Source organism: Sphingomonas jatrophae (genome assembly GCF_900113315.1).
Classification (GTDB): Bacteria; Pseudomonadota; Alphaproteobacteria; order Sphingomonadales; family Sphingomonadaceae; genus Sphingomonas_P; species Sphingomonas_P jatrophae.
Window position 1 is genome coordinate 292,091 of the sequence record NZ_FOZG01000002.1, and the last position, 25,690, is coordinate 317,780.

Annotated in this window: 27 protein-coding genes and 1 pseudogene; 17 read left to right on the plus strand and 11 right to left on the minus strand. The window is 69.2% G+C overall.

Features of this window, described 5'->3' with window-relative positions:
* Positions 1–16: 16 nt before the first annotated feature.
* The 3 genes and pseudogenes from BM360_RS10560 to BM360_RS10570 all read right to left on the minus strand — a co-directional run bounded on the left by BM360_RS10560 (position 17) and on the right by BM360_RS10570 (position 2,431).
* Positions 17–349: a 2Fe-2S iron-sulfur cluster-binding protein gene (locus BM360_RS10560; protein ID WP_093314439.1), complete on the minus strand. Its 333-nt coding sequence runs from the start codon at positions 347–349 to the stop codon at positions 17–19.
* A pseudogene (locus tag BM360_RS10565) lies at positions 346–1,430 on the minus strand (cysteine desulfurase family protein). The gene BM360_RS10560 and the pseudogene BM360_RS10565 overlap by 4 nt, the downstream one beginning before the upstream one ends.
* The gene (locus BM360_RS10570; RefSeq protein WP_242653444.1) at positions 1,427–2,431 is read right to left on the minus strand and encodes a cysteine desulfurase family protein; all 1,005 of its coding nucleotides are present in this window, start codon (positions 2,429–2,431) and stop codon (positions 1,427–1,429) included. The pseudogene BM360_RS10565 and the gene BM360_RS10570 overlap by 4 nt, the downstream one beginning before the upstream one ends.
* 50 nt (positions 2,432–2,481) lie before the next feature.
* On the opposite strand from BM360_RS10570, the gene BM360_RS10575 reads away from it, so the two are divergent.
* A complete protein-coding gene (locus BM360_RS10575) occupies positions 2,482–3,156 on the plus strand; it encodes an alpha/beta hydrolase (RefSeq protein WP_242653509.1) in 675 nt (224 codons plus the stop codon).
* A 46-nt stretch (positions 3,157–3,202) separates the two neighbouring features.
* On the opposite strand, the gene BM360_RS10580 is transcribed toward BM360_RS10575, so the two are convergent.
* The 4 genes from BM360_RS10580 to BM360_RS10595 all read right to left on the minus strand — a co-directional run bounded on the left by BM360_RS10580 (position 3,203) and on the right by BM360_RS10595 (position 8,095).
* Positions 3,203–4,210 (minus strand): LLM class flavin-dependent oxidoreductase, encoded by a 1,008-nt coding sequence (locus tag BM360_RS10580; RefSeq protein WP_093314443.1) that lies wholly within the window; start codon positions 4,208–4,210, stop codon positions 3,203–3,205.
* 92 nt (positions 4,211–4,302) lie between these two features.
* On the minus strand, positions 4,303–6,612 hold the full coding sequence (locus BM360_RS10585; RefSeq protein ID WP_093314445.1) for a xanthine dehydrogenase family protein molybdopterin-binding subunit: 2,310 nt from the start codon (positions 6,610–6,612) through the stop codon (positions 4,303–4,305).
* Positions 6,609–7,592 (minus strand): FAD binding domain-containing protein, encoded by a 984-nt coding sequence (locus tag BM360_RS10590; RefSeq protein WP_093314446.1) that lies wholly within the window; start codon positions 7,590–7,592, stop codon positions 6,609–6,611. The genes BM360_RS10585 and BM360_RS10590 overlap by 4 nt, the downstream gene beginning before the upstream one ends.
* Positions 7,589–8,095 (minus strand): 2Fe-2S iron-sulfur cluster-binding protein, encoded by a 507-nt coding sequence (locus tag BM360_RS10595; RefSeq protein WP_093314448.1) that lies wholly within the window; start codon positions 8,093–8,095, stop codon positions 7,589–7,591. Before BM360_RS10595 ends, BM360_RS10590 begins: the two co-directional genes overlap by 4 nt.
* A gap of 177 nt (positions 8,096–8,272) precedes the next feature.
* Between BM360_RS10595 and BM360_RS10600 the strand changes: the two genes are divergently transcribed.
* Complete coding sequence (locus BM360_RS10600; RefSeq protein WP_093314450.1) at positions 8,273–9,055, plus strand: metallophosphoesterase family protein; 783 nt, start codon at positions 8,273–8,275, stop codon at positions 9,053–9,055.
* An 8-nt stretch (positions 9,056–9,063) separates the two neighbouring features.
* Positions 9,064–9,336, plus strand: coding sequence for a hypothetical protein (locus tag BM360_RS10605; RefSeq protein ID WP_093314452.1), 273 nt, complete (start codon positions 9,064–9,066; stop codon positions 9,334–9,336).
* A 4-nt stretch (positions 9,337–9,340) separates the two neighbouring features.
* Here BM360_RS10605 and BM360_RS10610 read toward each other — a convergent pair whose 3' ends face one another.
* Positions 9,341–10,669, minus strand: a complete 1,329-nt coding sequence (locus BM360_RS10610; RefSeq protein ID WP_093314454.1) for a sensor histidine kinase — start codon at positions 10,667–10,669, stop codon at positions 9,341–9,343.
* Complete coding sequence (locus BM360_RS10615; RefSeq protein ID WP_093314456.1) at positions 10,659–12,038, minus strand: sigma-54-dependent transcriptional regulator; 1,380 nt, start codon at positions 12,036–12,038, stop codon at positions 10,659–10,661. Before BM360_RS10615 ends, BM360_RS10610 begins: the two co-directional genes overlap by 11 nt.
* A gap of 186 nt (positions 12,039–12,224) precedes the next feature.
* Between BM360_RS10615 and BM360_RS10620 the strand changes: the two genes are divergently transcribed.
* From BM360_RS10620 to BM360_RS10635, 4 genes are read left to right on the plus strand one after another with little or no spacing between them, the layout of a single operon-like run.
* Positions 12,225–12,452, plus strand: a complete 228-nt coding sequence (locus BM360_RS10620) for a UrcA family protein (RefSeq protein WP_165611277.1) — start codon at positions 12,225–12,227, stop codon at positions 12,450–12,452.
* Between the two features lie 53 nt (positions 12,453–12,505).
* Positions 12,506–13,831 carry an efflux RND transporter periplasmic adaptor subunit gene (locus tag BM360_RS10625; RefSeq protein ID WP_093314460.1) on the plus strand — a complete coding sequence of 442 codons (1,326 nt, stop codon included), beginning with the start codon at positions 12,506–12,508 and terminating at the stop codon, positions 13,829–13,831.
* Between the two features lie 4 nt (positions 13,832–13,835).
* Positions 13,836–14,516: an ABC transporter ATP-binding protein gene (locus tag BM360_RS10630; protein WP_093314462.1), complete on the plus strand. Its 681-nt coding sequence runs from the start codon at positions 13,836–13,838 to the stop codon at positions 14,514–14,516.
* A 13-nt stretch (positions 14,517–14,529) separates the two neighbouring features.
* A complete protein-coding gene (locus BM360_RS10635; protein WP_093314464.1) occupies positions 14,530–17,034 on the plus strand; it encodes an ABC transporter permease in 2,505 nt (834 codons plus the stop codon).
* 7 nt (positions 17,035–17,041) lie between these two features.
* Here the strand turns inward: BM360_RS10635 and BM360_RS10640 are convergent, their stop codons facing one another.
* Complete coding sequence (locus BM360_RS10640; protein WP_093314466.1) at positions 17,042–17,860, minus strand: SDR family NAD(P)-dependent oxidoreductase; 819 nt, start codon at positions 17,858–17,860, stop codon at positions 17,042–17,044.
* Positions 17,857–19,308: a flavin-containing monooxygenase gene (locus BM360_RS10645; RefSeq protein WP_242653445.1), complete on the minus strand. Its 1,452-nt coding sequence runs from the start codon at positions 19,306–19,308 to the stop codon at positions 17,857–17,859. Before BM360_RS10645 ends, BM360_RS10640 begins: the two co-directional genes overlap by 4 nt.
* Positions 19,309–19,590: 282 nt before the next feature.
* Between BM360_RS10645 and BM360_RS10650 the strand changes: the two genes are divergently transcribed.
* The 10 genes from BM360_RS10650 to BM360_RS20115 all read left to right on the plus strand — a co-directional run bounded on the left by BM360_RS10650 (position 19,591) and on the right by BM360_RS20115 (position 25,685).
* Positions 19,591–20,811: a tyrosine-type recombinase/integrase gene (locus BM360_RS10650; protein WP_093314468.1), complete on the plus strand. Its 1,221-nt coding sequence runs from the start codon at positions 19,591–19,593 to the stop codon at positions 20,809–20,811.
* 113 nt (positions 20,812–20,924) lie between these two features.
* On the plus strand, positions 20,925–21,347 hold the full coding sequence (locus BM360_RS19345; RefSeq protein WP_131819243.1) for a hypothetical protein: 423 nt from the start codon (positions 20,925–20,927) through the stop codon (positions 21,345–21,347).
* Between the two features lie 91 nt (positions 21,348–21,438).
* Complete coding sequence (locus BM360_RS10655; protein WP_093314470.1) at positions 21,439–21,612, plus strand: helix-turn-helix domain-containing protein; 174 nt, start codon at positions 21,439–21,441, stop codon at positions 21,610–21,612.
* A gap of 220 nt (positions 21,613–21,832) precedes the next feature.
* Positions 21,833–22,147, plus strand: coding sequence for a hypothetical protein (locus tag BM360_RS10660; RefSeq protein WP_093314472.1), 315 nt, complete (start codon positions 21,833–21,835; stop codon positions 22,145–22,147).
* On the plus strand, positions 22,140–22,337 hold the full coding sequence (locus BM360_RS10665; protein WP_093314474.1) for a hypothetical protein: 198 nt from the start codon (positions 22,140–22,142) through the stop codon (positions 22,335–22,337). Before BM360_RS10660 ends, BM360_RS10665 begins: the two co-directional genes overlap by 8 nt.
* Positions 22,334–22,582, plus strand: a complete 249-nt coding sequence (locus BM360_RS10670) for a hypothetical protein (protein ID WP_131819244.1) — start codon at positions 22,334–22,336, stop codon at positions 22,580–22,582. The genes BM360_RS10665 and BM360_RS10670 overlap by 4 nt, the downstream gene beginning before the upstream one ends.
* A complete protein-coding gene (locus BM360_RS10675) occupies positions 22,582–22,791 on the plus strand; it encodes a hypothetical protein (RefSeq protein ID WP_093314478.1) in 210 nt (69 codons plus the stop codon). The genes BM360_RS10670 and BM360_RS10675 overlap by 1 nt, the downstream gene beginning before the upstream one ends.
* Complete coding sequence (locus BM360_RS10680; protein WP_093314480.1) at positions 22,791–24,932, plus strand: AAA family ATPase; 2,142 nt, start codon at positions 22,791–22,793, stop codon at positions 24,930–24,932. Before BM360_RS10675 ends, BM360_RS10680 begins: the two co-directional genes overlap by 1 nt.
* A 2-nt stretch (positions 24,933–24,934) precedes the next feature.
* On the plus strand, positions 24,935–25,609 hold the full coding sequence (locus BM360_RS19570; RefSeq protein WP_165611278.1) for a hypothetical protein: 675 nt from the start codon (positions 24,935–24,937) through the stop codon (positions 25,607–25,609).
* A complete protein-coding gene (locus tag BM360_RS20115) occupies positions 25,542–25,685 on the plus strand; it encodes a hypothetical protein (protein ID WP_423228900.1) in 144 nt (47 codons plus the stop codon). The genes BM360_RS19570 and BM360_RS20115 overlap by 68 nt, the downstream gene beginning before the upstream one ends.
* The last annotated feature ends 5 nt before the right edge of the window (positions 25,686–25,690 follow it).

A 25,690-nucleotide genomic window follows, 5' to 3' on the forward strand; every position in this document is an offset into this window, starting at 1 on the left:
CGACGGGATCGCCCCCCTACCGCCCCTGCATATCGTGCGCATCCGTCGGCAACCGCACCGTCAGCCCGTCCAGCGCATCCGTCAGCCAGATCTGGCAGGCCAGGCGCGAGGTGCGCGTCGCATGCGCGGCAAGGTCGAGCAGGTCCTCCTCCTCCTCGCTGGCAGGCGGCAGGCGCGCGAAATCCTCCGCCGCGACGATGACGTGGCAGGTGGAACAGGCCATCTGCCCCTCGCACGTGCCCTCCAGCGGCTCACCCGCCGCTTGCGCGACATCCAGCAGGCGCTCGCCCGCGGGCGCGTCCACCTCGCGCACCTCCTGCCCGTCGGGCGAGACGAAGCGGACCTTCATGGCCGTGCCCGCTGGCGGTCCGCCGCCTCGGTGATGAGCGTGATCGCGCGGTCAGGTCGTCCTCCGTGGTATAGCGGCCGAAGCCGAGGCGGATGCTGGATCGGGCCTCCGCATCGCTCAGGCCGATCGCCTTCAGCACATGGCTCGGCCGCCCGGACCCGCTGGCACAGGCGGAGCCGGCGGAAAAGGCCACCTCTCGCACCTCCGAGATCAGGCGTGCGGCGTCCACCCCCTCGCGGCGAATGTTGAGATTGCCCGGCCAGCGCGGATCGGCGGCGCCGTTCAGCACCCAGCCGCCCGCCGCCACGGCCGCGCGCGCAATGCCGGCCAGCCGCTCGACATGCGCGCGGTCCGCGTCGATCCGCACCGCCGCCGCCGCCGCGCCGAATCCCGCGCACAGCATCGGCGAGAGCGTGCCCGAACGCCCGCCCTCCTGCCCGCCGCCATGCAGCAAAGGTGCCGGTAGTGCGCCGTCGCACAGCCACAGCGCGCCGATGCCCTTCGGCCCATGGATCTTGTGCGCCGAGATGGCGACCAGATCGCACGCTTTCGGGATCGGCACGCGGCCATAGCCCTGCACCGCATCGCACAGCAGCAGCGCGCCCGCGGCATGCGCCAGCTCAGCCAGCCACTCGACTGGCTGGATCACACCGATCTCGTTATTGACCAGCATCACCGCGACCAGCGCCACCCCCGGCACGATCGCACCCAGCGCCGCGCCGCGATCCACCAGCCCGTCCGGCCCCACCGGCAGCACGGTGACGCGCCGCCCGCCCCATGCCAGCGCCTCCACCGTGTCGAGCACCGCGGCATGTTCGGTCGCGACCGTGACGATGTCGCCCGGCGGCGCGCCCTTGATCGCCCAGTTGAGCGACTCGGTCGCGCCGCTCGTGAAAACCACGCGCCCGCCCGGCGGCAGCAGCGTCGTCACCCGCTCCCGCGCCGCCTCCACCGCCGCCTTCGCCTCGCGGCCGGCCCGGTGGGGCGAGTGCGGGTTGCCCGGCTTGTCGAGCCACGGCAGCATCGCCGCCTTCGCCTCGGGCGCGAGCGGCGTCGTCGCCTGATAGTCGAGGTAGATCATGCCGCCGCGCGCCCCCGCGCCATTCGCGTCCACGCCTCGGCGAAGCACTCCACATCCTCGGGCGCCGTCGTCCAGCCGAAGCTGACGCGGATCACCTCGCCTGCCGCCTGCTCGTCATAGCCCATCGCGGTCAGCACATGGCTGGCCTTGAGCGTGCCCGACGAGCAGGCGCTGCCCGCCGACACGGCAAAGCCCGCCAGATCGAAGCGGATCAGCTGCGCGGCCGCCGCCGTCCCCGGCATGCGATAGCTGGCGATGGTGGCGATGCGCGGCGCATCGCGGCCGATCACCTCGCCCCCCGCCGCCTCGACCGCCGCGTCGAGCTGCGCCCGCAGCGGCGCCACCGCCTCGAACCAGTCGCGCGGCGCCTCCAGCGCCGCAGCGAAGCCGAGTGCGGCCGGCAGATTCTCGGTACCCGGCCGGTATCCTCGCTCCTGCCCGCCCGTCGGCCGCAGCAGCTCCAGATCGCGCACCAGCAGCGCGCCGATGCCGGGCGGCCCGCCCAGCTTGTGCGCGGAGACGATTAGCATGTCCGCCTCGGGCAGCGCCAGTCGCCCCGCGCCTTGCGCGCAGTCGGCCAGCAGCACGCCGCGCCCGTCCAGCGCCTGCACCACGCCCGTCTCGCTATTCACCTGCTGCACTGCCAGCGGCCCTGCCGCCTCCGGCCACATCACTTGCCCCGCGGCATCGACCGGCAAGCGTCCGGCGGCGTGGCGCAGGATCGCATCATGCTCCACCGCGCTCGCCGCCACGTCACCGCGCCCCGCCAGCGCCAGCGCCGCCGCCTCGCTCGCCCCGGAGGTGAAGATCAGGTGCCCGTCCCACCCGAGCGCCCCCTTGATCCGCGCACGCGCCTCCTCCAGCGCAGCCCGCGCCGCCCGCCCCTCGGCGTGCGGGCTCGACGGGTTGGCCCACCGCCGCATCCCATCCGCCATCGCGGCCGCCGCCTCAGGCCGGACGGGCGTCGCGGCGGCGTGATCGAGATAGATGCGTGCGGCCAAGCCGTTCCTCGTCATGGTGGTGGATAATCAACGCCCCCCCATATAGGAGGCTGCAACACCAACGAACCCCAGAGGCAGCGACAATGCCCGAAGTCATCTTTCCCGGGCCGGAAGGCCGCCTCGAAGGGCGCTTCCAGCCCGGCCCCCGCCCCCGCGCGCCCGTCGCGATGATCCTCCACCCGCACCCGCAGGGCGGGGGCACGATGAACAACCGCATCGTGCAGGCGCTTTACCAGACCTTTGCCAAGCGCGGTTTCGCCACGCTCCGCTTCAACTTCCGCGGCGTCGGCAAATCGCAGGGCGTGTTCGACAATGGCGTCGGCGAGCTGTCCGATGCGGCGTCCGCGCTCGACTGGGTCCAGTCGATCCACCCCGAGGCGCAGACGACGTGGATCGCCGGCTTCTCCTTCGGCGCGTGGATCGGGATGCAGCTCCTGATGCGCCGGCCGGAGATCAAGGGCTTCATCTCGATCGCCCCGCCCGCGAACATGTACGACTTCACCTTCCTCGCGCCCTGCCCCTCCTCGGGCATCATCATCCAGGGCGAGGCGGATGAAGTGGTCACGCCGGGCGCGGTGCAGAAGCTGGTCGACAAGCTGCGGACCCAGCGCCACATCACGATCCACCACGATACGATCCCGGGCGCGAACCACTTCTTCGAGCACGAGATGCCGCAGCTGATGGGCAGCGTGGACCGCTATCTGGACATGCGGCTGTCGCAATAAGCTTCTTCGTCATGCCGGACTTGGTCCGGCATGACGAAGGTGAGGTTCAGGCGGCCGCGCGCGCCTCGCCGACCAGCCCCGCCGCCTCCGCGATCAGCGCCACCGAACGCTTGCGCGCCTCGAAATCATAGGTGTCGCTGACGATCATCAACTCGTCCACGCCCGTCTCCGCCACCAGCGCGTCCAGCCGCTCGCGCACCGTCGCGACCGAGCCGTAGATGGCACGTTCGAGGAAGCGGCCCGCCTGCGCCTTTTCCGCCGGCGTCCAGTAGGTCTCGATGTCGTCGATCGGCGGCTGCGTCAGCCCGCGCGTGCCGCGGACGAGATTGACGAAGCTCATCTGCTGCGACGTGGCCAACCGGCGCGCCTCCGCATCGCTCTCCGCCGCGATCACGTTCACGCCGATCAGCGCATAGGGCTTCGCCAGCGTCGCCGAGGGCTTGAAGTTGCGGCGATAGGTGTCGAGCGCGGGCAGCAGCAGATCGGGCGCGAAATGCGAGGCAAAGCCGTAGGGCAGGCCCAGCTCCGCTGCCAGCCGCGCGCCATAGGTGGACGAGCCGAGAATCCAGATCGGCACGTTCGTCCCCGCGGCCGGCACTGCCTGGACGCGCCCCTCGGCAGCCTCCGCGGAGAAGAAATATTGCAGCTCCTGCACGTCGCGCGGGAAATCGTCGTCCGACTGGAGCGAGCGCCGCAGCGCGCGCATCGTGTAGCCGTCCGTCCCCGGCGCGCGGCCCAGGCCGAGATCGATGCGGCCGGGGAACAGCGCCGCCAGCGTGCCGAACTGTTCGGCGATGACGATCGGCGCATGGTTCGGCAGCATCACGCCGCCCGCGCCGATGCGGATGGTGCGCGTGCCCGCGGCGACATGCTGGATGGCGAGCGAGGTCGCCGCGCTGGCGATCCCCGCCATGTTGTGATGCTCGGCCAGCCAGTAGCGGCTGTAGCCGAGCGCCTCGGCATGGCCGGCCAGCGCCCGCGCCTCGTCCAGCGCCTGTTTCGCGCCGCTGCCTTCGCGGATGCGGGCGAGATCGAGCAGGGACAAGGCAGGCATGAGCGGCACTCCGATGGCTTGTCCCCAAGCTAGGGAGCCGCGCCGGCCGCCGCCACCCGGCTTGCCCCCCGCGTAGAAAAGCTAGGCCGCTCTCACATCAGCTTGTCGAGCGTGATCGGCAGATCGCGGATGCGCTTGCCCGTCGCATTGTAGATGGCGTTCGCCACCGCCGCGGCGACGCCGGTGATGCCGATCTCGCCGATGCCGCGCGCGCCCAGGGGGCTGTGCGGATCGGGCGCGTCCGTCCAGATCACGTCGATCTCGGGCACGTCCATGTGCACGGGAACATGATATTCGGCGAGGCTGGGGTTCATGATCCGCCCGCTCCGCTCGTCGAACAACGTCTCCTCGGTCAGCGCGAGGCCGAGGCCCATGATGATCCCGCCGCGGAACTGGCTGGTCGCCGTCTTGGCATTCAGGATGCGCCCGCAGTCGAACGAGCCGAGGAACCGGCTGACGCGCACCTCGCCCGTCACCGCATTCACCCGCACCTCGGCGAATTGCGCGCCGGTCGAGTGCATCGAATATTTCTGGCCCTCGAGCGGCATCGCCCCTTCCGCCTCGACGACCACCTCGTCCCGCTGCGCGCGCGCAAGGATCGAGGCGTAGCTTTCGTGGCGTGTCGGGTCGGCGATGCTGGCCAGCCCGCCGTCAAACCCCTCCACCTCGTCCACCTTAAGGCCGGCGAGCGGCGAATCGTTGCCGGCAAGCTTCAGCAGCTCGGTGACGAGCGCCTCGTGTGCGGCGATGATCGCGCCGGCATTGGATGCGGTCTGGTTCGATCCGCCGGCCAGCGTGCCTTCGGGCAACGTGGTATCGCCATAGTCGAAGCGCACGCGGTCGAGCGGCAGGCCGAGCCTGGCGGCGGCATGCTGCGTCTGCACGGTGGCGGTGCCCATGCCCATTTCGTGCGTGGCGATGGAGACCACCGCCTGCCCGTCCGCCCCCAGCCGGATGCGCGCGGCGCAGCCGGGGAAGCGCATATAGGGATATGTGGCGGTGGCGACGCCCATGCCGATCAGCCACTCGCCCTCGCGCCGTGCGCCGGGCTGCGCCGCGCGCTTGTCCCAGCCGAACTTCTCCGCCCCCTTGGCATAGGCGTCGAGCAGGTGGCGCGAGGAGAAGTCATGCCCGCTGGTGGGATCCTTGGCGGGCTCGATCCGGCGCCTGAGCTCGATCGGGTCGAGCTGCATCGCCTCGGCTAGCTCATCAAGCGCGGACTCCAGCGCGAAGGTGCCCACGGCTTCGCCGGGCGCGCGCATGAAGGTGTTGGCCAGCATGTCCATGTCCGCCACCTCCTGCTCGAGATGGATGGCGTCCGCGGCATAGAGGTGGCGCGCCGGGAAGGTGAACTGTTCCGGGCAGTTATTGTGCGTCGTCATCGCGACCACGCCGGTGTGGATCAGCGCCGCCAGCGTGCCGTCCGCCTTCGCGCCGAGCGCGACGCGCTGCTCGGTCACCGTGCGCCCGCCGATCATGCGGAACACGCCTTCGCGCGACAGCACGATGCGCACGGGACGCCCCGCCAGCCGCGATGCCGCCGCGGCAAGGATCTGGTGCCACCACAGACATTTCCCGCCGAAGCCACCGCCGACATAGGGCGAAGTGACGCGGACCTGCTTCTCGTCGACGCCGAAGATCTGCGCCAGCGTCCAGGCGGTCGCATTGACCAGCTGCGACGCGTCGTGGACGGTCAGCGCGTCGCCGTCCCAGGCGACGGTGCAGGCGTGCAGCTCGATCGCATTATGGTTGTGCCGCGGCGTGCGATAGACGTGATCGACCGACACGGCGGCGCCTTTCAGCGCGGCCTCGGCATCGCCGATCTTCAGCTCGGGCGGCTCGCCGAGGATGGTCGGCGGATGGTGCGCATGCGCCTTCGCCACCTCGAAGGAGGTGACGGCCGGCGCGCCTTCATACGTCACCTCGATCAGCGCGGCGGCATGGTCCGCCTGCTCCTGCGTGTCCGCCAGCACCAGCGCGACCGGCTGGCCGTTCCAGTGGATCTCGGCGTCCTGCATCACCGGCAGGTCGCTGGGCGCGGCGGCCTTGGGCGCGGTCATCATGATCGGCGGCTTGTTCATGCGCGGCGCGTTGAGGTGCGTCATCACCAGCGTCACGCCGGGTGCCGCCTCCGCCGCGGCGGTGTCGATGCTGGCGATCCGCCCGCGGGCGATGCGGCTGTAATGAAGCGCGGCATAGACCATGCCGGGCAGCGTCACTTCGGCGGCGAAGCGCGCCGCGCCGCGCACCTTGTCCGGCCCGTCGAGGCGGGAGACCGGTGCGCCGAGCAGCCCATGCTTGGTGCGCAGCGGATCGCCGCCCGCCGTGCCGACCCAACGGTCGGGCACATAGGCGATGGCGGTGCGCATAACGCTCTGCGCGGCATCCTGGATCACGCTCATGCCTGCACCTCCGCCAGTTCGCCCAGCACCGCGACGATCGTGCGGCGGGCAAGCTCGATCTTGAACGCATTGTCCCGCAGGCCGACGGCGGCGCTCAGCTCCGCCTCCGCGGCTGCACGGAAATTCTCCGCGGTGGCGGGCTTGCCGCGCAACGCCGCCTCGGCCGCCTCCGCACGCCACGGCTTGTGCGCGACGCCGCCGAGCGCCAGCCGCACGTCGCGCACGATGTTCCCCTCGAGGTCGAGAGCCGCCGCGACGGAAACGAGCGCGAAGGCGTAGCTCGCCCGGTCACGCACCTTGCGGTAGGTGGAGCGGGCGGCGAAGGGCAGCGCCGGCAGATCGACCGCGACGATCAGCTCGCCCGGGCGCAGCTCCGTCTCCACGTCCGGTCGCGCGCCCGGCAGCCGGTGCAGCGCAGCCAGCGGCAGCTCGCGCGCCCCCTCCGGCCCGTCCAGCCGCACCGTCGCATCCAGCGCGGCAAGGGCCACGCACATGTCCGACGGGTGCGTCGCGACGCAGGCGGGCGAGGCGCCGAGGATGGCGTGGATGCGGTTGAACCCGTCGATCGCGTCGCAGCCAGCGCCGGGCGCGCGCTTGTTGCAGCGCGCGGCATCGTCATAGAAATAGGTGCAGCGGGTGCGCTGAAGGATGTTGCCGCCCACTGTCGCCATGTTGCGGATCTGGCCGCTGGCGCCCGCCAGGATTGCGCGCGCCAGCACCGGATAGGCCTCGCGCACCTGCGGGTGCGCCGCAAGCGAGGTGTTGCTGGCCGCAGCCCCGATGCGCAGGCCGCCGCCGTCCAGCGGCTCGATCGCGGTCGACAGGCCGGTCACGTCCACCAGCGTCGCGGGATGCTCGATCGTCTCGCGCATCAGGTCGACCAGATTGGTGCCGCCGCCCAGATATTTGGCGCCGTCTCCCTGCCCCATGCGGATCGCATCGGCAGGCCCGGTCGCGCGGGCATAGGTGAAGGGGGTCATGCCGGCTCCTTCGCGAAGGTTTCCGCAATCGCGGCGACGATGCCGTTATAGGCGCCGCAGCGGCACAGATTGCCGCTCATCCGCTCGCGCAGCTCGTCATGGTCGAGCGGGATCGTCTCGGCCGAAAGATCGGCGGTGACGATGCTCGGCACGCCGCGCGCGATCTCGTCCGCCATGCCGATGGCCGAACAGAGCTGACCCGGCGTGCAATAGCCGCACTGGAAACCGTCATGCTCGACGAAGGCCGCCTGCAGCGGGTGCAGCGCGGCGCCCTCCGCCAGCCCCTCCACCGTCACGATCTCGCGATTCTGATATTGCACCGCCAGCGCGAGGCAGGAATTGATCCGCGTGCCATCGACCAGCACGGTGCAGGCGCCGCACGCGCCCTGATTGCACCCCTTCTTGCTGCCGGTCAGGCCGAGATGGTCGCGCAGCAGATCGAGCAGCGAGGTGCGCAGATCCACCTGCGCCTCCATGCTCGCGCCATTGACGATGAATCGCATGGAGCCTCCTTCTCGGCCGGGGCACGGATCGGCGCCGCCGCAGCCGGATGGGGCCGCGTTACGCCTCGTGCGTTACAGCAGCATGCAGCGTCTCAGCGCCGTCAGCAATATGGCCGCGGGCAAGATCGTTACGGCTGTGCCCGGGCAAGCCTTGGCCTTCTGCCCGGAGGTGCGGGCATGATCCGCCTATTCCACGTCAGCGACATCCATTTCGGCGCGGAGGATCGTGAGGCGCTCGACTGGTTCGCCCGCCAGACGCGCGCGGAGCGGCCCGATGCGGTGATCGTCACGGGCGATCTGACGATGCGCGCCCGGTCGCGCGAATTCGCCGCGGCGGGGGAATGGCTGCGCACGCTGGAGCGGCCGGTGACGGTGGAGGTCGGCAATCACGATCTGCCCTATTTCAATCCGCTCGCCCGCTTCGCCGCACCCTATCGCCGCTACGAAGCGGTGGAGCGCGCGATTGAGACGCCGCTGGAGATCGAGGGCGTGGCCGTGGTGCCGCTGCGCACGACGGCGCGGTTCCAGTGGCGCCTCAACTGGTCCAAGGGCCGCGTCAGCGGCGGCGCGCTCGCCCGCTCGCTGAAGCTGGTCGGCGCGGTTCCGGCGGGGGATATGGTGTTGGTCGCCGCGCACCATCCGCTGATCGAGGCGGGAACGAAGTCGAGCGCGCACACGCACGGCGGCGTCGAGGCGCTGGCCGCGCTGGCCCGGGCGGGCGTGGCCGCGGTGCTGACGGGCCATGTCCACGATCCGTTCGACATCGCGCACCCGGTGGAGGGCCGCACCATCCGGCTGATCGGCGCCGGCACGCTCTCGGAACGCGTCCGCCGCAGCCCGCCCTCGTTCAACGAGATCCGGATCGCACACGGCCGGATCGACACCATCGTCCGCCTGCTGGGCGAGCGGGATCGGCCGCTTCACCCTCGGCCGCTTGGCGGCGCTGCCGGCAAGGGCTAGGATCGCGCATGGATTTCGACCAGCTCCTCGTCCGCTTCTTCGGCACGGACGACATCTCCACCCTGCCACCGCAGCGCATCGTCGACGGGCTGGAGGCGATCCGCCTCCAGTTCGGCCTGGAAAAGGACGAGGATCGCCGTTTCGCCCTCTGGTGCCTGATGTACATGCTGGGCGCCGCACCCGACGTGGACGAGGCGTTCGAGGATGAGGAAGATCGCGAGGCGGCGCGCGACTTCATGGACATGGCCGACGCCGAAATGGCCGAGGACGACGAGGAGTAAAGCCTCAGATCACCACGTCGAAGCGGGCGCCGCCTGAGGCCCCGCTGGCCAGCGTCAGCGTGCCGCCATGCGCCACGACCACCTGCCGCGCGAGGCTGAGCCCGACGCCCGTGCCCGCCGGCTTGGTGGTGAAGAAGGGCAGGAAGACGTCGCCGCGCAACGCCTCGGGCACGCCCGGGCCATTATCCTCCACCTGAATACGGATGCGCCCGCCGCCCGCCGCCTCGACGGTGATTGTCACCTGCGGCGCTGCGGCACTGCCCTGCGCCGCCTCGCCGCCATTCTTGACGAGGTTGATGATCACCTGCGCCAGCAGGTCGGGATCGGCGGAGAGCATCAGCCGCGGCTGCGCGCTTTCCAGCCGGATCGGCACCGCGCTGTTCGTCGCCGCCACGCGGACGATCTCCTCCGCCCAGGGCTGCACCTCGAACGATCGCAGGCGCGGCTCCGGCACACGGCTGATCTCGCGGTAGCTGTCGACGAAATACATGATGCCCTGCGCCCGCCGGGCGAGCGTCTCCACCGCCAGCCGCGCCTCGTCGAGCAGCGGATCGCCATCTTCCGCCACCTCCGCCATCAGGCCCGCGGCGGTCTGCGCGAGCGAGGTGACCGGCGTCATCGAATTCATGATCTCGTGCGTCAGGACGCGCACCAGATCGCTCTGCGCGGCGAGGGTCGCGGCGTCGATCTCGCTCTGGATCGGCTCCACGGTGACGACCTTCGTCACCCGCCCCTGCCGCACCGCCTCGGCCACGCGGACGAGCGAGCGGCGCGGCAGGCCGGCGATAATGACGTCGATCACCCGCGGCGCCGCGCGGGCCGGCAGCCGCAGCGCCTCCCCCAGCCCTGTATCGGCGGCGGCGAAATCGTCGATGCGCACGCCGCCGACGCGCGCGAACAGCCGCCGCGCCGCCTTGTTGGCGAGTTCGACAACGCCGTCGCCGTCGACCAGCAGCAGCGCGGTCGGCACCTCCTCCAGCACCGCGCGGGCAAAGCCCGATTCCGCAGTCAGCGCCGCCCGTTCGGCGCGCAGCCGCCGCATCGCGCCGTCCAGTGCCCCGCCCAGCGCGTCGAATCCGCTGCCGCCGCGCGCGCTGAAGCCCTGTGAAAGATCGCCATGGCCGATCGCCTCGACGAAACGGGCGACCTCTCGATTGGTGCGGCCGACATGGCTCCACAGCCACGCCATCGCCGCGACCAGCGCGGCAGCCGCCAGCAGCCGCGTCGCCGCAAGCCCCGGCGTGGCGACGCTCCACACCAGCGCCGCCGCCGCCAGCCCGACCGCGACCACGCGCAGCACCAGCCCGGCGAGGAAGCTGCGGTCAAAGACCATGTTTTTCCATGCGCCGGTAAAGCGATCCGCGCGTCAGCCCCAGTTCGCCCGCGGCGGCGGAGATGTTCCAGGCGTGCTTCTGCAGCGCGCGCGTGATCATCTGCTTCTCCGCCCGCTCGAGATTGAAGTCGACAGGCGGCGGCTCGGCGACGGTCGCCGCGGGGCGGGCGGCGCGCGGCAGCGGGAAGTCGTCGATGCGGAAGGCATCGCCCTCCGCCAGGATCACCGCGCGCTCGGCCGCGTGGCGCAGCGCGCGGACGTTGCCCGGCCAGTCATAGCCGACCAGCGCCTCCAGCACCGCCGCCGGCATCTCGCGCGCGGGCTTGCCATATTTGCGGCCGTACAGGCCGAGAAAATGGTCGAGCAGCAGCGGCACATCCTCGCGCCGCTCACGCAAGGGGGGCAGCGCGATCTCGACCGTGTTCAGCCGGAACAGCAGATCCTGCCGGAACGATGCCTCGTCACCCAGCCGCTCGGGCGCGAGATTGGTGGCAGAGACGATCCGCACGTCGATGGCGACGGGCTTGTTCGCGCCGACCGGCGTCACACAGCGCTGCTCCAGCGCGGTCAGCAGCTTGGGCTGGAGATGGAGCGGGAGATTGCCCACCTCGTCGAGGAACAACGTCCCGCCGTCTGCCGCCTGCAGCCGGCCGATGCGGTCGCTGCGCGCGTCGGTGAAGGCGCCGCGGACGTGGCCGAACAGCTCGCTGTCGAACAGATTTTCCGCCACCGCGCCGAGATCGACCGAAACGAGCACGCCGCCGCTCCGGCGTGAGCGGCGGTGGATCTCGCGCGCGACCAGTTCCTTACCCGTGCCGTTCTCGCCGAGGATCAGGACGTTGGCGTCGGTCGGCGCGGCGCGCTCGATCAGGCGGTGGACGTGCGCCATGGCCGGGCTGCGGCCGAGCAAGGGCGTCTCGCTCGGGCTCGCCACCGCAGCCGCCCGACGGCGCTCGGTTCCCGCCTCGCGCCGCGACGCGCGCAGCGCAGCGGCGGTGCGGACGGTGGCGAGCAGCCGCTCGTTAGCCCACGGCTTGGAGACGAAGTCGGTCGCGCCGAGCTTCATCGCCTCCACCGCCAGCTTCACGCCGCTATGGGCGGTGATCAGCACGATCACCGCATCGCCGTCCACCTCCAGGATGCGCGTCAGCCACTGAAAGCCCTCATGCCCGTCGGTGGCGCCTCGCTCGAAATTGGCGTCGAGCAGGACGACGTCGGGCGGATCGGCGGCAATGGCGGTGAGCGCCTCGGACGGCGCCGCGAAGGTCAGCACCTCGTCGAACAGCTGCCGCAGCAGCAGCCGCGCGGCGAGCAGGATGTCGGGATCGTCGTCGATCACCACGCAGCGCTGAAAGGGTTTGCCCGCCACCCGCACTCCTCCCCGCCGCCGGAATGGCCGCCCCGGCCCCGCCAATCAAGTCGCGTGCCAGACTGTCCGCGGGCGAACGCCGCTGTCCGGATGCGGACGGCGCTGCGGCCGCAAGGCGCGGCGAGGCTGAGGACGCGCCTTGGCACGGTCCCTGCAAAGCCTCCTGTCGAACCAGGAGGTCACGTCATGTCTCCCTTTCTCCGTCTTGCTGTGCTGGCGGCGCTGATCCCGACGATCGCCGTGCCCGCAGCACCGGCCCGCTCCGATCCGCCGCCCCCCGTGATCGTCTCCTACGCCGATCTCGACCTCTCGACGCCCGCCGGGCGCGCCATGCTGAAGCGCCGCGTCCAGCTCGCCACGGGCGCGCTGTGCCAGGGCGCGACGCTCCGCGCTGCCGGCTTCCGGCCGTCGTGAATGTCCATGTGCGGACAGTGGATGTCCGGAACCGGACACCTGAGGAGCAGGCGATGAGCGTCGTCACGCTCAAGCCGGATGCGCCCGCGGCCGACCGGCCGGCCAGCGGCGGCGGCATGGACCGGGTCGTCGTGCGCAGGGGGCTTGGCCAGCGCGCCAAGCTGGCGATCGCCGGCGGCGCCCTCGCGCTGGCGCTGCCGCTCGGCTGGTGGGCGATGCCGAGCGGCTCGAGCCAGACGGTCGCCGCGACGCAGCTGACCATCGCGCCGGTCCGCCAGGGCGTGTTCGAGGACTTCCTGCCGCTCCGCGCACGCGTCACTCCGCTCGTCACCGTCTTCCTCGATGCGGTGGAGGGCGGCCGCGTCGAGGAGGTGCTGGTCGAGGACGGCGCGACCGTCGCCAAGGGTCAGCTCCTCGCGCGCCTCTCCAATGCCGAGCTTCAGCTCTCCGTGCTTGCCCGGCAGACGGAGGTGACGCAGCAGGTCAACTCGATGCGCAGCCAGGAACTGGCGCTGGCGCAGAGCCGCCTTGCCAATGAGCGCGCGGTGATCGAGGCGGATCTCGCGCTCACCAAGGCGCAGCGGCAATATGAACGCGAAGCGCCGCTCGCCGCGCGCGGCTTCGTCGCGGGCAAGACCTTCTCCGACACGCGCGACGATCTCGCCTATCAGCGCCGCCGCGTCGCGGTGCTGCGGAACGGCCAGGGCACTGAGGAGCGCTTGCAGTCGAGCCAGCTGGCCCAGCTGCGCGCCTCCGCCGCCTCGCTCGATTCCAGCCTCGCGCTCGCCCGCGCCAATCTCGATTCGCTCAACCTGCGCGCGCCCGTCGCGGGCCAGCTCACCGCTTTCTCCATCCAGGTCGGCCAGTCGATGAACCGCGGCGAGCGGCTCGGCCAGATCGACAGCCCCGGCCGCAACAAGCTGGTCGCCGGGGTGGACGAATTCTACCTCGGCCGCGTCCGCCCCGGCCAGGCTGCGACGCTGGAGCATGGCGGCAAGCGCTACCGGCTGAAGATCGCGAAGATCTACCCACAGGTGCGCAACGGCGAGTTCGAGGTGGACCTGTTCTTCACGGATGGCGAGCCCGCCGGCATCCAGCGCGGGCAGACGCTGGCGGCCAAGCTCACTTTGTCCGATCCCAGCCGCGCGCGGCTGATCCCCAATGGCGCCTTCTACACCGATACGGGCGGCGCCTGGGTGTTCGTCGTGGCGCCGGATGGGCGGAGCGCAGTGAAGCGCGCGGTGCGCCTCGGCCGCCGCAATGCCGATGCGATCGAGGTGCTCGACGGGCTCGATCCCGGCGAGCGCGTGATCACCTCTCCCTATACCGGCCTGACCGACAAGGACCGGCTCGACCTCTCCGCCGATCAAGGAGCCTGACCCGATGCTTTCCCTGCGCAATCTCAGCCGGGCCTATCGCACCGACACGGTGGAGACGACCGCGCTCGACGCGATCGATCTCGATATCGCAGATGGCGAGTTCGTCGCGATCATGGGGCCGTCGGGCTGCGGCAAATCGACCCTGCTCAACATCCTCGGCCTGCTCGACAGCCCGACCAGCGGGTCCTACGATTTCGCCGGCACCGAGGTGGCGGGCCTGCCCGAGGCGAAGCTGTCCGCCATCCGCAAGCGGCACATCGGCTTCATCTTCCAGAGCTTCAACCTCGTCGACGAACTCAGCGTGCGCGAGAATGTCGAGCTGGCGCTGCTCTATCACGGCATCCCCGCGGCCGAGCGGCGTGCGCGGGTGGACCGGGTCATGGACAAGGTCGGCATCGCCCACCGCGCCGCGCACCGCCCCTCGCAGCTGTCGGGCGGGCAGCAGCAGCGCGTCGCCGTCGCCCGCGCGGTGGTCGGCGAGCCGAAGCTGATCCTGGCGGACGAGCCGACCGGCAACCTCGACACCGCACATGGCGAGGAGGTGATGCGGATGCTCCAGGCGCTGAACGGCGAGGGTGCGACGATCATCATGGTCACCCACTCGCCCGCGCATGCCGATTACGCCTCGCGCGTCGTCGACATGCTCGACGGCCGCGTGCTGATCGAGCGGCGGCAGGCCGCCTGACGGGAGACGGACGATGTGGCGCAACTACCTGATCGTCGGCATCCGCTCGCTGGCCAAGAACCGCACCTTCGCGCTGATCAACATCCTCGGCCTCGCCATCGGCATGGCGGCGTGCCTGCTGCTGCTGATCTTCGTCCGCTACGAGCTGAGCTACGATGCGTGGATGCCGGATGCGGAGCGCACCTTCCAGCTTCAGCAGCATTATACCAAGCCCACCGAAGGCCCGCCCGTGCTGCTGCAGATGAGCAGCTATGCCTCAGGCCCCGCCTTCAAGAAGGAGTTCCCCCAGGTCGAGAGCTGGGCCTACGCCACCCGCTCCGCCCCGATCCTGCTGCGGAACGGCCAGCCCGAGCCGGTCAAGGATTTCTTCCTGACCGACGCCAACCTGCTCGACGTGCTACGCCTGCCGATGGCCAAGGGCAGTCGCGCAGGCGCGCTGTCCCAGCAGAACAGCCTCGTCCTCTCCGAGCGGGAGGCGGCCCGGCTCTTCCCGGGCGAGGATCCGATCGGCAAGACGCTGACCGTCGTCGCGCGCGGCACCTCGATGGACTTCAAGGTGACGGGCGTATTCCGCGACATCCCCCGCAACTCGCACCTGCGCATCGCGGTGATCGCGCGGCTGAACCTGCACAGTTATTTCGCGGAGCAGCCGGACTTCCTGACGCATTGGGGCAACCAGTCGGGCTGGGTCTATGCCAGGCTGCGGCCCGGTGCCGATGCGGATGCGATCCGCGCCGGCTTCGCCGCGTTCGAGAAGCGCAACATCCCCGATGAGGATTTCGGCGGCACGCGGACCAACCAGGGCGACATCTCTGACTTCGCGCTGGTCAACGTGCGCGACGTGCATCTGGGCGCTGCGCAGCAGGGGCAGATCACGCCGGGCAATGATCGCCGCTCGATCCTCACCTTTGCGGTGGTCGGCCTGCTGATCCTCGGCATGGCCTGCGTCAATTTCGTCAACCTCTCCACCGCCCGCGCCAGCCAGCGCGCAAGAGAGGTGGCGCTGCGCAAGGTTCTGGGTGCGGACCGGCGGCAGCTGATCGTCCAGTTCCTCGCCGAATCCACGCTCGTCGCCGCGGTCGCGATGCTGCTCGCCCTCGCATTGGTCGAGCTGCTGCTGCCGCCCGTCGCCGCCTTTCTCGAGGCGGACATGCGCGTCGCCTGGTTCGGCATTGGCGGCATCGCGCTGCCGGCGCTGGTGCTGGTGCTGGTGGTCGGCATCGCCGGCGGGCTCTATCCCGCGCTCGTCCTGTCGCGCTTCCAGCCGGCCAGCGTGCTCAAGGCCAACAAGTCGGCCGCGGACGCGCACGGATCGGGCACGCTGCGCAATGCGCTGGTGATCGGCCAGTTCGCCGTGTCGATCGGCCTGATCATCTGCACCGTCGTGATCTACGCGCAGACCGTCTATGCGCGCAGCGTCGATCCGGGGTTCCGCCGTGAGGGCATTCTCCAGATCGACGGCATCGGCCGCCGCCAGCTCTACCCGCAGGTCGAAACGATCATCCGGGAGGTCGGCAAGGTCGCCGGCGTCAGCGCGGTCGGCATCACCTCGATCGGTCTCGCGACCGACAATACGTCCAACATGCTGGTGCAGCTGCCGAACGTGGCCGAGCCGGCGCAGCTGGGCAATTACACGGTCGATTACGACTTCTTCCCGGCGATGGGCGTCGATCTGGTCGCCGGGCGGCTGCTCGACCGCAATCGTCCGCTGGACAGCGCCGAGCGCGCCTTCCCGCCCCAGCCGGAGGCGGAGCGCGCCTTTGCCGCGCGCGGCGTCAATGCGGTGGTGAACGAGCTGGCCGCCCGCCGGCTCGGCTTCACGCGGCCCGCCGATGCGGTCGGCAAGCAGATCCGCGCTAGCCTAGCCGATCAGGCCTATGGCCTCGTGCCGGTCACCATCGTCGGCGTGGTCCGCGATGCGCGTTTCCGCTCGGTTCGCACGCCGCTGGAGCCCACCTTGTTCACCAACCGCACGGTGGGGTCGAACTGGATGATCGTGCGCTTCGCCGGCCGCAATCCCGCCGCGGTGCGCGCCGACGTGGAGGCGGCGTGGCGCCGCATCGCGCCGGATGTGCCGTTCGAAGCGCGCTTCTCCGACGAGATCATGGGCGAGCTCTATGCTGCCGAGGACGCCCGCGCGCGCATCTTCGCCGGCTTCGCGCTGCTGGCGGTGATCGTCGGCTGCCTCGGCCTGTTCGGTCTCGCCACCTTTACCGCCGAGCGGCGCACCAAGGAGATCGGCATCCGCAAGGTGCTGGGCGCCAGAACGCAGGATATCGTGCGCCTGCTCGTCTGGCAGTTCAGCCGGCCGGTGCTGGTGGCCAACCTGCTCGCCTGGCCGATCGCCTGGTGGCTGATGCGCGACTGGCTGAACGGCTTCGACGCGCGGATCGCGCTGGGGCCGGCGCCGTTCGTCGCGGCGGGGCTGCTGGCGCTGCTGATCGCGGTGGCGACGATCGGCGGCCATGCGCTGCGCGTCGCGCGGGCCAACCCGATCCACGCGCTGCGCTACGAGTAAGGGGCCGCTAGAGCCGCCGCCCGAGCAGGCGCCAGTAGGAGACGGGCATCAGCCGCTCGATCAGGGAGACAAGCTTGGCGTCCGTGCCGACGAGGACGCGCGCGGCACGGCGCTCAATGCCCTGGACGATGATCTCGCCGGCGCGCTCGGGCGGCATTTTCAGCGCCTTCTCGAACCGCGCCTGATGCCGCGCCCGCAACCGCTCCGGTATGCCCTCCGCCATGCGGGCGGATGTGGCGATGCTGGTTTTGACGCCGCCGGGATGGACCAATGTCACGCCCACGGTCGATCCCGCGGCGATCAGCTCGTTGCGCAGCGCCTCGGAAAAGCCGCGAACGGCGAACTTGGCGGCGGAGTAAGCCGTCTGCCCCGGCGGCGCGACAAGCCCGAACAGGCTGGAGAGATTCACCAGCTGCGCCTGCGGCCGGCCTTTCAGCAGCGGCAGAAAGGCGCGGGTCATCCGCACCACGCCCTCGAAGTTGATCCGCACCAGCCAGTCGAAATCCTCTTCGCTGATCAGCTCGAACGTGCCGCCGAGCGCGACACCGGCATTGTTGACCAGCACATCGATGCCGCCATGCGCCGCCACGATCTCGGCCGGGAATGCGGCGATGGCGGCGGCATCGGCCACGTCGAGCCGGTGGCGCGTGACGCGCACGCTGTTGCCGATCAGCCGGGCGGTCTCGTCCAGCCCGGCCTCGTTCACGTCGGCGAGCGCGAGATGGCAGCCGCGTGCAGCCAGCGAGAGAGCGATGGCACGGCCGATGCCGCTCGCGGCACCGGTGATGACGGCCACCTTGCCTGCCAGATCAAAGCGCCTGCTCATGCCGCTCGCCCCTTCTGCCTCGCGGTTTCGAACCGCAGCACGCCATCCTGCAACCGCGCGGTGCGGAAGGCGAGCAGATCGCGCGCATAATTCTGGTGCACGCGCCACGGCGCCTTGCGGCCCTGCCGCGGCAGCATCTCGGCGGCACGCTCGATATAGCCTGATTGCAGGTCGAGCATCGGCTCGTCACCGCGCACCCCCTGCCCTGCCTCCGCGCGCACCGACACATAGCCGCGCCGCCGCATGCGATTGAGCAGGCGGCTGACGAACCGCGCAGTCAGATCGCATTTCAGCGTCCACGAGGCATTGGTGTAGCCGACCGCAAAGGCGAAATTGGGCACGCCCTCCAGCAGCGCTCCCTTGTAGAGCATCCGATCGCCCGGCTGCACCGCGACGCCGTCGACGGACAGCGTAGCCCCGCCCAGCATCCGCAGCTTCAGCCCCGTCGCGGTGACAACGAGGTCGGCAGGCAGAGTCGCACCGGAGACGAGGCGAAGCCCGTCGGGCGTGAACCGCTCGACCGTATCGGTGACGATGGCGGCCGCGCCCGATTTCAGCGCCTCGAACAGATCGTTGTCGGGCACGAGGCAGAGGCGTTGGTCCCATGGCTGGTAGCGGGGCGTCAGGTGCGCCATGTCGAAATCGGGGCCGAGGAGTCGCTGCTGATCGCGCGCGATCATCCGCTTGAACTGTGCGGGGAACCGCCGCGCGATCGTGTAGGCAGCGATGCTGGTCGCGATATTCTTCCAGCGGATCGCCGCATCGGCCACCCGCCTCGGCAACCACTTGCGCAGCGCCCTGCCCCGCCGGTCCATGCCCGGCACCGAGACGATATAGCTGGGCGACCGCTGGAGCATAGTGACATGCGCCGCGCCCTGCGCGACCAGCGCGGGCACCAGTGTAACCGCGGTGGCGCCCGATCCGATCACCACGATCCGCCGCCGGGCAACGTCGAGCCCCTCCGGCCAGAACTGCGGATGGACGACCTGACCGGTGAAGCGGTCCATGCCGGGCCAACGGGGCGCATGTCCCTCCGCATAATCATAATAGCCCGAGCAGAAGAACAGAAAGCCGCAGGTCAGCCGGCCGGGGCGCCCTTCCACCTCGTAATCGACCGTCCACGCCGCATCCTCGCTCGACCAGTTGGCCGCAACGACGCGGTGGCGGAAGCGGACGTGCCGATCCAGCCCGTAGTGCTGCGCGGTCTGGCGGATATAGCTGCTGATGTCGCCGCCCGCCGCGATCGCGCGATCCTCCCGCCACGGATGAAAGGGGAAGCCGAGCGTGGTCATGTCGGAATCCGAGCGGATGCCCGGATAGCGGAACAGATCCCACGTACCCCCGATCGCCTCGCGCGCCTCGAAGACGGCGAAGCGCCGGTCGGGGCTTCCCGTCTGGATCCGATAGGCCGCATCGATGCCGGACAGGCCGGCGCCGACGACCAGCACGTCAAGATGCTCGTCAGCGATCGGAGGTAACGACGGCGCGGCTTGTGGCATGTTCATCGAGCCACGTGATGCACTGTCGCTGGAGCGCGACACAACAGCCCAGCCGTGTAGAAAATGGTGCCAGAAGAGGACTCGAACTGGTTGTTCGCGATTGAACGCTAGCGTTCGCTGTTCGCCGCTCGTTCCGTTTTCTGCATCACGTACCCTTTCTGATCCAGTCCGCTAGCATTCGTTGACTTTCGCCAGCAGCCGCGCTTTGGTGAGGGAACAGGCGAGGGGTTAATGGGCAAGCTGACGGTTGCAGGAGTAAGGAACGCCAAGCCCGGCCGTCACGCCGACGGCGACGGCCTGTACCTGCTCGTCAAGCCGACCGGCGCCCGCTCATGGCTGCTGCGCGTGCAGGTCGAGAAGCGCCGCCGGGACATAGGGCTTGGCTCTGTCGACCTTACTCCCAAGCCTGACCGCGACAAGGCTATCGACGATATACCCCTGCTCAGTCGCAAGGTGCTGAGCCTTGCCGAGGCGCGCGACAAGGCAACCCTGCTCCGCAAAGTGGCGATGGCGGGCCGCGATCCGGTCGTCGAGCGCGACAAGGAGCGGCAGAAGGTACCCACCTTTGAGGCGGCAGCGATCGCCTGTCACGCCGACCTGAAAAGCTCGTGGACTAAGCGGCACGAGGAGACATTCCTGACCTCGCTTCAGCGACACGCCTACCCTGCCCTCGGCAAGCTCCAGGTGGACCAGATCCACGCGCCCGAGATCCGCGACCTTCTGGCGCCGATCTGGGCGGAGATCCCCGACATGGCTCGCAAGGTTCGGCAGCGCGTCGGCACTGTCCTGAACTACGCGCACTCAAAAGGCTGGCGCGCGGCAGAGGCGCCCGGCCGCTCGGTTACAGTCGGCCTCGCGCGGCGAGCAGCCAGCGGCAATCTGGCGGCCATGCCTTACGCGGAGGTACCGGCATTCGTCGCGGATCTCGCCAGCAAGCCTGAAACCGTGGGCCGGCTGGCGCTTCTATTCACGATTCACACCGCAGCACGATCGGGCGAGGTGCGCCATGCGCAGTGGTCGCACATCGACATCGAGCGCAAGCTGTGGAACCGCCCGGCCGAGCTGATGAAGTCGCGGGTGCCGCACAGCGTGACATTGACCGACGCCGCTGTGGCGGTGCTGGATCGAGCCAAGACGCTCCGGAAGTCGGCCGACGACGCGCTGGTGTTCCCCAGCACCAAGGGCAAGCCGCTGTCCGACATGACGCTCTCCAAGATCATGCGTGACGCCAAGCTGCCTTTCACCGTGCATGGGTTCCGATCGTCGTTTCGCGACTGGGCGGCGGAGCAGATGCCGCACATTCCAGATCCGGTTGCGGAGGCCGCGCTGGCGCACGTCGTGCCTGACAAGGTGGAGCGCGCGTACAAGCGGACGGGATTCCTGGAGATGCGGCGGACGCTGCTGGAGGGGTGGGGCCGGCACTGCTCCGCGAGCGTCGTTGGCGTGGCCTAAGCATGCCCGCGGCTGGCAAAATCTTGGTGCAGGCGAGCCCGCTGGAGGCCCGTAGCATCGCTGCGTGGCTCCGAGTGGCGCCGGCGCCAATTTGGGCCGCAGAGCGGCCCAACGTGCCGAGCCTTCCAAACGGTGTGCGGCTGGAGCTCGTCGAACAATTTGAGGCCATCGCTAACCGCAAGCGAAAAACCGGCCAGTTCACTCCTGTGGAGATCGTGCTTTTTCGAGAGGATGCAGAGTGGTTCGCCGCCAAGGTAAGTGGCGGGATGTTCGGTGGTGGTTCGCGCCGGTTTTTGCCTGCGACGGTGCGCACCTTTTGTGAGCGTTGCGCACTTGCAAAGAGCAAGAAGCGAGGGGTGAAACGGTGGCACGGCCGTGATCTGGCCAACGCGATCGACGCTCAGGCCGATGCGAACGACCCGCGTTTTCTAAAGCGCCTCCGGAAGCGTCAGCGCGATGAGCGCGCGGCACAGGAATTTTTTGCTGAATTCAGAGCACTCGTCCATCAGCGCGCCAGCCGGCAAAATCTCCCTTAATTTCGGCCACTCCTCCGGCACGACGACCCGTGAACATTGGCGGGCGGTCACGAAAGGCCGCGGCGTCGCGGTCAAGACCGGGAGACCGGATATGGAACCTGTTACCGTCACCGTCGAAGGCGCCCGCAAGGCGCTCGGGATTGGCACCACCAAGATCTACGAACTGATCAGCGCCGGCAAGCTTCGCACGGTAAAGCTCGGCCGCCGCACTCTTGTCCGCACCGACAGCATCCGCGCGCTGGTCGATCAGTTGGAAGCCGCGTGATCCGCCATGCGCTCCAGCAAAAGGCTGACGTCGCCTCCTAAGACGCGAAAGCCCCGCCGGTCGCCTCTCACCGCGACCAAACGGGGCTCCACGATTTTCGTCAACAACGGCACTGACGAGGATACTCTCACCACCCGCCGCGCGCAACGGCTCAGCCTTATGTTCGGGCTGCCTGAGCCTCGCGCCCGCGTCATCGCCTCCCTGGCTTTCGGAGGCGTGCATGGCTGATGCTGGCAACTACCCCCATGCCCCCGCACCCGGTTGGACCGACACGTCGGCCGATGCTGCAGCGTCGTTGGAGGGTGTGACGGCACGCCTCCAGCGCATGGCGCTTCGTGCGATCCGCCGGGCGGGCCGCCGTGGCCTTACCGCGCACGAGCTGGCGACGACGCTCCACCTGGAGCGCACGACAATCCAGCCCCGCACCAGCGAGCTGCGCCGGCTCGGTCGCATCATCGACAGCGGCCAGCGTCGGTTCAATCCAAACCGGAAGAGGGCAATTGTCTGGGTTGTGAAGGAGGTGCGCGATGCGTGAGTCCTTTGCCCTACCCAGCGATGCCGCACTGGCGCTGCTCAATTCGGACGCGACGCTTACCCGCAAGGCAGGCTCGTTCCTCGGGCAGACGGCAGTCGATCCGGCCCCGCTCACCGCTGCCCAAAGCAAGTGGCTGGCCGGCCTTCTCGAACACGCGGGCCTGCCGCCGCTGGAAGGCGGTGACGAATGACCCGCCCGCCTAGCAAGCGAGCCGCCGTGATCCTGAAGCATCCCGCACGGATCTTCCGCTGCTGGCAGATCGTCGACGAGGGCGACGGCACGTTCACCGGCATCCTTTGCTCTCGACTGCGCAGTGAAGTGCGGACCGAGACCGGTGCGCTCGCGCTGGTCCGCGAGGCGATCGAGCATTGCTACCAGTATCGCGGGGCGCCCGTCTGGCCTGCGATCGTTCCCCGCAAGCGGGAGGCGCTCTGATGCCTGCCGTAATCGTCGAACAGCTCAATGCCAGCCAGTGGCATTCCTGCTGCCCCGATGGCTCGGGGAGCGGCGTCGGCAATTGGGTGCAGGCTGTCACGGACGGACTGCTCGCCGGATCGCTCTACGGCTGGCGGGTCGAAAGCCTCGACCTCGATCATAACCGGCTGCTGCTCGCGCACGCTGAGCCTGTGATGGGGAGGCGCTGATGGCGACAGCCGCTCTCGACTTCGGCGCGCTCATGCCGAAAGTCGCGCCGCTTCTGCTGGGCAAGCCGAACGAGCACCTATCCAAGGGGACGCGCCTGCGCTTCGGCACGCACGGCTCCCTCGAGATCGACACGGCCGAAGGCTGGTTCGACGATCATGAAGGAAAGGCACGAGGCGGCGTTCTGGAGCTGATCCAGCACAAGCGTGGCTGCTCGATGCATGGCGCCCTGTCCTGGCTTGAGGATCAGGGATTGAAGGAGCGCAGCGAGAAGCCCACCCGGACCGAACCTCAGTTCTACGACTATGCGGATGCTGACGGCGTAGTCGCATATCGCGTCGAGCGTCGGGGCAAAGGCTGCGTGCCGCCGTTCCTCCAGCATGGACCCGATGGTCGCGGCGGCTTCCACGCTGCCCGCGGCTGCATGCAGGGCGTGCCTCGCCTGCCTTACCGTCTGCCGGAGCTGCTTGCAGCAGATCCGTCGCGGCCTGTGTTCGTCGTCGAGGGCGAGAAGGATGCCGATCGGCTCGCTGCCGCTGGCGTCGTGGCTACTACCAACAGCGGCGGCGCAGGCAAGTTCGGCGCGGAACTGGTGTCGCACTTCGCTGGCCGGCGTGTCGTGATTATCCCCGACAACGACAAGCCGGGCGAGGAGCACGCCGTTGACGTCGCGGCCAAGCTGGAGGGGGTTGCCGCGGCCATCGCCGTCGTGCGCGTGCCAGGGTCGCTTAAGAGCGACGTGTCAGATTGGCTCGCCAGCGGTGGCACGGTCGCCAGCCTGATGAACATGGCTGAAGCCGCGCTTGCCGGCGAGACGGACACCAGCGCGCCCGAAACCTTCCCGATTGCCGACCTGGCCGCGTGGGCTGCATCTGAACCGACGCCAAAGGCCTTCGTGATGGCGGGCTACATCCCTCATGGTGAAGTCACCTTGCTCACCGGCCCGGGCGGCACCAACAAGTCGACGCTTGGGCTCCAGCTCTGCATCAGCCGTGCTGCCGGGTTGCCGCTGCTCGGGGTGGACGTCGAACCCGGCGCTGCCCTCTACATTACCGCCGAGGACGATGATCCGCGCAATCACTGGATGGCGAAGAAGATCGCGGCGCGTGTTGGCACGACGCTGGATCGTCTCGTGGGGCGGCTTGCGATCGTGTCGCTGCGCGGCCGGCTGAACAACGAATTGGCGACCTTCGACAACGAGGGGCGCTTGCTCGTGCAGCCCACCTTCAAGCTGCTCCGGACGACGCTCGAGAAGACGGGCGCCAAGCTCGTCGTGCTCGACAATATCGCGCACCTGTTCGCGGGCAACGAGAACGACCGCACGCACGTCACCGCCTTCATCAACCTGCTGTACCAGCTCTGCCGTGACCTCGACGTCACCGTCGTGCTGATCGGCCACCCGAATAAGGCCGGCGACAGCTACTCAGGGTCAACCGCCTGGCTGAACGCGGTGCGCTCGCAGATCGTGCTTGGACGGCCGGAAGGTGACCCTGACGCGGACAAGCGTGTGCTGACGATCGGCAAGGCCAACTATGCCCGGCAAGACTCGATGCTCACCTTCCGCTGGCACGACTTCGCGCTGGTGCGTGACGCAGAGCTGCCCGCCGACGTGCGGCAGCAACTGGCCGCCACCGCCGCCGCAGCGAGCGACAATCAGCTGTTTCTGGACTGCCTTCGTGCGCGCAACGAGCAGCGGCGAGCCGTGTCGGAGAAGGTCTCTCCGACCTACGCGCCCAAGGTTTTCTCCAGCATGGCGGAGGCGCGGGGCGTCAGTAAGCAGCGCCTGGAGCAGGCTATGGAACGGCTGTTCCGGGTAGGCGCGATCGAGCGCGCGCCGCTGTGGATCGGTGAGGATCGCAAGCCTGTTCACGGCCTGCGGGAGACTGCGGGAGACGTGCGGGACACGCCAGAAAATGGCGGCAATGCGTGCGGTCAACACTGTGCGGGAGACGTGCAGCCGATTGCGGGTGACTTCAGAGCGCCGACTGTGCCCAACACACATACCTATACTACGTATATGGGCGCGGCCCCTCAGGGGTCCGCCGCGCCCGATACCAAGCAGGAAGAAGCGACACGCCGCGGAGGAGTGATCCTTGCGCCAGGCGAGAGCGAGGACGACCCGGTGCCAGGATGGGAGCACTGACCATGAGCGAGAAGCAGGACGCTGGGCACCTGAAGCTGCAGCGGATGCCCGGCAAGACCGACGAGCAGACGATGGCCTACACCACGCTGCTGCCGCACGTTCGGCACGCGTACGCCATGGGGCGCTGGGCCGGTAAGGGGTTCCCTGAAGGGCAGCCCGGAATACAGGCGTCCGTCGACATCGTTACCGAGCAGTGCAGCCTTGGACGAGCCGGCAATCTCGGTCCGCAAATTGATCTGCTCGTAACGCAGGCGATGACGCTTGATGCGGCCTTCACCGACCTGATGAACCAGGCGTCGGTGAATATGGGCAAGCACCCAGACGCGGTTGATCGCTATCTGCGTCTAGCGATGAAGGCACAGGCACAGAGCCGGGCGACGATCGAGGCCCTAGCCGCGATCCATCGGCCGCGCGAGCAAACCGTCCGGCATGTCCATGTGCACGAGGGCGGGCAGGCCGTTGTCGCTGACGAGTTTCACCATCACGCCGCAGGGGGGCAGATCGAAAATGATGACGGACAAGCCCATGCAGCCGGAGCCGGCAAGTCTCCGGAATGCACCGCGCTGCCTTGCGCAGACCCGGTCGGGGCACCCCTGCCAATCCCCCATCGTGCGGGGAAAGAAGAGGTGCCGGATGCACGGCGGCGCACGCGGAAGCGGCGCACCGAAGGGCAATAGCAACGCGCTAAAGCATGGTGCGCGCTCGGCGGAAATGGTGGAACTGGCACGCTACCTCCGAGCTTGTGAGGTCTGAACGTC